The organism is Flavobacterium sp., assembly GCF_023151265.1.
In the GTDB taxonomy this organism is placed as follows: Bacteria; Bacteroidota; Bacteroidia; order Flavobacteriales; family Flavobacteriaceae; genus Flavobacterium.
On record NZ_JAKLJH010000171.1, the window covers coordinates 1 to 4,860 of the forward strand.

The window sequence follows — 4,860 nt, forward strand, 5'->3', positions numbered from 1 at the left end:
TCCCATTCCCCATATTCCATTAATAAAAGCTGAAATAATAATAACTGATCCTAAGGGAATTAAAGTTAACCTAAAAAAGCCATATTTTTCTATCAACTTAATCATAATAAATTTTTAATATTTATAACCTGTTCCTTTATCTTTTTCCAAATGAACGCCTAAGCCCAATACCATTCTATTTACAAAATTGAAATAAGAGATTACCAAAGTCGCATCTAAAATCCCTCTGTCCTCCAATCCTAATTCTTTGAATTTTGATATTATTGTTTCTGTTGTTACACTCGGAATTCGTGTCAATTGCCACGCTAATTCGCATAAGTTTAAATCAATATCCGAAAGTTCAGTCTTACTATAATCTCGTTTTAATTGAGAAATTTTACTATCATCTTTCCAGTAATGATTTAATGCTTCTGCGTGATGCGTTTGACAATACAAACAACTGTTAGCAACGCTCACTACAACAGCAATCATTTCCCTTTGAGCCCTACTCAAAGGAGATTTTGAAAACATGATGGTCATGTATAATTCCATATGCTTTACAATCGACTCAGGATTTAAGCTTTGTATTTTATGAACCTCCGCTAACTTTCCTCTTTTAGTAACCAAGTCATCATAAATTTCTTTTAGCTGCCCTTCGGCTTCACTATGTTCAATTACTTTTATGTGTGGCATTTTACTTTGAAATAATTAATTTTTCTTTTAAAACATTTCCTGCGTTATCGAAAAGTGCAATGTAATACGTTCCCGAATTCCATCCTGATGTGATCAACGAAATTTGATTCTCAAATACACCTTCTTTTTTATAAACCACATTTCCCAAATTATTTGTAACGATTAATGAGTGTTGTTTCATTTGATCGTTATTAAATTCAATTATGGTTTGCTCAATTGATGGGTTTGGATAAACATATAGTTTACCCGGTTCATTGTACTTTATCGTTACTGTTTTGACTTCCGTAAACTGCGCATATCCTAGTCGAAGCTTGTAGTAATTAACTGTGTTTAGAAGTGGGCTTTTATCAGTGAAATTATAGGGTATAGCAGAACTACTACTTCCGCATACGCCACCAATATGCCCAATTTCCTCGTAATTCACGCTATCAGTTGAATGCCAAATGGTGATGCCATTACAGGTTGGGCCACTATCAATTGTCCAAAATAACAACACCTCTTTGTTATTTGGAATCAAATAAAAATTTGAAAGGTTCACGTGCTGTGCCTTCACTGTTATGAAACTCCCCAACAGAGTAATTAATACTATTAGTTTCAAAGTTCGAGTCATTTTTTATGTGTTTGTTGGATTACTTTCCATGATGAATATAGCGATACGCCAAAAGGTACACAATATGTAAGCAACATTTTTAGTATCAATTTGAATGTCCAATCACCATTCAACATGACATCATAGCTATTGATGCCATTTAGTAGAGTTCCAATTAGTAATGAAATCTTTAGTGCTGTAAGATAGTTTTCTTTTCGCATACTTCCATTAAGTCAATAAACTCCTGTATTATTGTTTGCCCTCTATCACGTGCATACCAAAGGTGCAATTCCTTCTCAAAATCTTCCCATGAGATCTTATCTTTGTTGTTTTTCCAGTTTAACATTATCTCCTGTGCAGGCTGAGGTCTTGGCCCCCATGTGCATAATAATTCTCCTGTTTCATTACATAGAATTAATAATTTAGGAATGGCTTTCGCACCATTAGAATGATATTCATCTATCAATTGCGGATAAGTATCTCTTGAGATTATTCTCAATACAGTTTTACCATTCATCGCTTCGGCAACTTTATTAATAACAGGAATCACTTGAGCGCAATCACCACACCACGCATCGCCAATTAAAAGCCAGTTGAAACTTTGACTACTTCTGTTTAGTTTTTCTGCCAATTCAGACGATAGTTGGGTTGTTTTATCAATCCTGTTCATTCGTTGAATGTTTAGTTTTGTAAACTCTAGTAATTTCTCACTTTGATTGTTTCCGGTAGTTTTTCCACCTGCAACCAAATTATCTACTTGCTCTCTATATTCTGAATATGAAAGAGCCGATTTAAAAATCTTGTTTAAATCCATACTATTTTGTTTTAGCTATAATTTGTTCACCCATTTCTAAAAATTCTTTTGATTTTCTAAAACCCATCGCTTTTCCAATAAATTTACCATCAGATTGTAAATAAATTAGTGTTGGATAAGCTTCTACAGAATACTTATCAGCCAATGCAGAGCCATCCCCCGGCTTCTCCATATCGATTGCAACGCAAACAAAATGCTTATTATAAAACTCTCCAACAGCTTTGTCGGTGAATGTTTTTTTCTTCATCATTTTGCAAGGGCCACACCAACTGGCGTAGGCATCAAGAAATATATATTTATTTTCCTTCTTAGCTTTATCTAAGGCTTGTTGCCATGTTCCGGTAAAGAATTGAATACCTTCATCTGTTTTTGTTTGCGAAGTGGTTTTTTTAAACCCATAAATAATAAGTACAGTAATAAGTAATACTGATGTAAGCGCTATCGTTTTCATATCTATAAATGATTTACTATTTCTTTAATCCCTAATCTTTTTTTATAATTTTCATCAAAATGTATGTAACCTATTGTTCCGTCCTGATTAATAATAACCGTAGCAGGAACAGGTAACACGTTATCTTTATTACCATTTGATTCCTCAAGATCTATCCCAAACAACTTATATTTTTTTACTGTTGATTCGCTTACTTTAAAAGCTACACCATAATTCTTCATAATCACATAAGCACTATCATGAATGATATTAAATGATGCTTTGGTTTTTGAAATTGTCTTCTCAATTGATTTCTCTACTTCAGGTGAGATTGCAATTACAGAAGCTCCTTTGTTTAAAATTAGATTTAAACTGTCTTGCAAATTACTCATGTGCTTATTACAATAGGGACACCATGCTCCTCGGTAAAACACTAAAACAACTTTTCCGTTTTTGAGCATTTCTACTAAGTCTATAGTTGTATTGTTGTAGCTAAGCGCTTTAATTAAAGGGGCTTTGTCTCCTGCCTTTAAAATATTAAAAGTGTCGTTTTGTGCATTGACAAAAGTTGTAATTAGCGTAAACAGAATAACTGAAATATATTTTATCATTTACTAATTAATTTAAATTTTAATCCTTGGTTGTTTTGAATGATATTCACTTCTGCACAATGGCTTAAATAAGTGAATTCAAATGATTTGTTTACTTCAATGGCGTTGCCTGACACTTGTTCAAAAATTCCTTGACATTCAAGTTTTCCTTCAGGGCTATACCTTGAAATTAAAAAACCTTTTTCCTCCTGTTCTAAATGAAACCAAGATCCGCAACCTTCCCCACTCAACCAATGGATGTTGCTTGGTAAGTGACTTGGTTTCGATGGGCTAGGTACAATTTTATGATATACTTCTGCTTGGTTCATAAGATATTTTGTTTACAGTTTTAAAACTTGGTTTTAAAACCTCGGTTGTTTGTTTAATAAAGCCAACTGTAGCATAGTTAGACAAAGCCTTAACATTTCCTATTGGTGTTGGGCTTAATGTTTTTGGACTTGCCAATACAAGGCGATAAAACCATTTTGGCTCTCCTGCTAATACAACCGTATTTACAAATCGAGAGCAATTAGTTCCGTTTGGTAAAAATGGGCCATAAGGAATTGGTGAAATGGACTGCATTTCATTTGCCTTTTTGTGTGCCTTATCAAAATTAACATGACAATAGGATGCGTGGAGTTTACCCGAACCATGACACGATTCGTTATTAAAAAGTTCCAGTAAAATTTCATTATAATTTTTTAGGCTGCCACTTTCAGAAACAATGGCTTTTGTATTCATTTCTAAATCATGATCGGTAAACGCACTTCTTACTCTGCCATGTTGATATGGTGAATGGTATCTGCCAAAATCAAAATAATGACAATTTCCATTTTCTTTGTTAATTAAAACAATCGCAGCATGACCAACCTTGTAGTAATTAGATTTGTTAATACCTAACCACTTTAAAGGTTTATCGTACCACGCTCCGGCTTGTTTACAAAGCGTTTCAGGCCATGCCAATGTTATTGCTATACCGTTATGCATTTACTAATTCGTTTTTTAAAAGTTCAACTTTATAATCTCTTTTATTAATGATATCAGAATAATTGAAATGAGAGGTATTATTACCAAAATGAATTTGAGAAATACTTAATGTCATTAAGTCCCCTTCACCTTTCATCAGAAGATCATCAGATATATTCAATCCATGCTTTCTATTATGGAAATTTAAAATCATTTTATCCTCAAAATCTTGATGTTTTACTACCCAATCTCTAAATAATTGTTGTCTTGCTTGTTGGATGGTTGGCGAATACAGCGTTGCTGATGACCATATTTGATTTGAGTCTTGATCTAATTTTCTTAAATGCTTGTTTTCTCCATCCCATCTAAATTCATAAAACTCCGTTAATTTACCTGACGAATAATCAAGAGTTAATAATGTAAAGGGTTCAATATTTATTAAATCAATGCTGTCAGAAAATTGAATAGCATTGTCATAATTGAAGCTATTCAATAGAATTAAACCACGACTTTTTATATAATCGTTTCGTTTATGATGATTTAAAAATGCGCCATTTAGTAAACAAGCTGTTTTTCCTGTCAAAGATGATGCAATCCAAGTTCCACCTGCTAATTCATCTTTTGGATAAATTAATTCAAGCCCGTTATTGTTATATCTAACTGGGGGGATAGTTTCACGACTTGCTTTTTCATCCCTGCTTGAGGTGAAATAAAAACCGCTCGTTGTTGGTATGTATGTTACTGTGCACATATTTTAATATGTCTTATGGTTGAAGGAGCATATCCAAATGTGCTTTTA

General features: G+C 33.1%; 9 protein-coding genes. All 9 read right to left on the minus strand.

The window, feature by feature from the left end; genetic code table 11:
- Window positions 1–114: 114 nt before the first annotated feature.
- Window positions 115–672 (minus strand): peroxidase-related enzyme, encoded by a 558-nt coding sequence (locus tag L6Q46_RS12710; protein ID WP_291284617.1) that lies wholly within the window; start codon window positions 670–672, stop codon window positions 115–117.
- 1 nt (window position 673) lies between these two features.
- The gene (locus L6Q46_RS12715) at window positions 674–1,189 is read right to left on the minus strand and encodes a T9SS type A sorting domain-containing protein (protein ID WP_291284618.1); all 516 of its coding nucleotides are present in this window, start codon (window positions 1,187–1,189) and stop codon (window positions 674–676) included.
- An 89-nt stretch (window positions 1,190–1,278) separates the two neighbouring features.
- A complete protein-coding gene (nrtS, locus tag L6Q46_RS14020) occupies window positions 1,279–1,482 on the minus strand; it encodes a nitrate/nitrite transporter NrtS (RefSeq protein ID WP_363315879.1) in 204 nt (67 codons plus the stop codon).
- Window positions 1,452–2,075, minus strand: a complete 624-nt coding sequence (locus L6Q46_RS12720; RefSeq protein WP_291284619.1) for a thioredoxin family protein — start codon at window positions 2,073–2,075, stop codon at window positions 1,452–1,454. The genes nrtS and L6Q46_RS12720 overlap by 31 nt, the downstream gene beginning before the upstream one ends.
- 1 nt (window position 2,076) lies before the next feature.
- Complete coding sequence (locus L6Q46_RS12725; RefSeq protein ID WP_291284620.1) at window positions 2,077–2,526, minus strand: thioredoxin family protein; 450 nt, start codon at window positions 2,524–2,526, stop codon at window positions 2,077–2,079.
- A gap of 2 nt (window positions 2,527–2,528) precedes the next feature.
- The gene (locus L6Q46_RS12730) at window positions 2,529–3,116 is read right to left on the minus strand and encodes a peroxiredoxin-like family protein (RefSeq protein WP_291284621.1); all 588 of its coding nucleotides are present in this window, start codon (window positions 3,114–3,116) and stop codon (window positions 2,529–2,531) included.
- A complete protein-coding gene (locus tag L6Q46_RS12735) occupies window positions 3,113–3,424 on the minus strand; it encodes a DUF6695 family protein (protein ID WP_291284622.1) in 312 nt (103 codons plus the stop codon). The genes L6Q46_RS12730 and L6Q46_RS12735 overlap by 4 nt, the downstream gene beginning before the upstream one ends.
- Window positions 3,399–4,082 (minus strand): DUF6695 family protein, encoded by a 684-nt coding sequence (locus L6Q46_RS12740; RefSeq protein WP_291284623.1) that lies wholly within the window; start codon window positions 4,080–4,082, stop codon window positions 3,399–3,401. Before L6Q46_RS12740 ends, L6Q46_RS12735 begins: the two co-directional genes overlap by 26 nt.
- The gene (locus L6Q46_RS12745; protein WP_291284624.1) at window positions 4,075–4,812 is read right to left on the minus strand and encodes an NRDE family protein; all 738 of its coding nucleotides are present in this window, start codon (window positions 4,810–4,812) and stop codon (window positions 4,075–4,077) included. The genes L6Q46_RS12740 and L6Q46_RS12745 overlap by 8 nt, the downstream gene beginning before the upstream one ends.
- Window positions 4,813–4,860: the final 48 nt, after the last annotated feature.

Bases quoted from the DNA above. Each gene is read 5' to 3' on its own strand.
- L6Q46_RS12710 (WP_291284617.1), bottom strand. From the start codon at position 672: ATGCCACACATAAAAGTAATTGAACATAGTGAAGCCGAAGGGCAGCTA.
- nrtS (WP_363315879.1), bottom strand. From the start codon at position 1,482: ATGCGAAAAGAAAACTATCTTACAGCACTAAAGATTTCATTACTAATT.
- L6Q46_RS12720 (WP_291284619.1), bottom strand. From the start codon at position 2,075: ATGGATTTAAACAAGATTTTTAAATCGGCTCTTTCATATTCAGAATAT.
- L6Q46_RS12725 (WP_291284620.1), bottom strand. From the start codon at position 2,526: ATGAAAACGATAGCGCTTACATCAGTATTACTTATTACTGTACTTATT.
- L6Q46_RS12730 (WP_291284621.1), bottom strand. From the start codon at position 3,116: ATGATAAAATATATTTCAGTTATTCTGTTTACGCTAATTACAACTTTT.
- L6Q46_RS12735 (WP_291284622.1), bottom strand. From the start codon at position 3,424: ATGAACCAAGCAGAAGTATATCATAAAATTGTACCTAGCCCATCGAAA.
- L6Q46_RS12740 (WP_291284623.1), bottom strand. From the start codon at position 4,082: ATGCATAACGGTATAGCAATAACATTGGCATGGCCTGAAACGCTTTGT.
- L6Q46_RS12745 (WP_291284624.1), bottom strand. From the start codon at position 4,812: ATGTGCACAGTAACATACATACCAACAACGAGCGGTTTTTATTTCACC.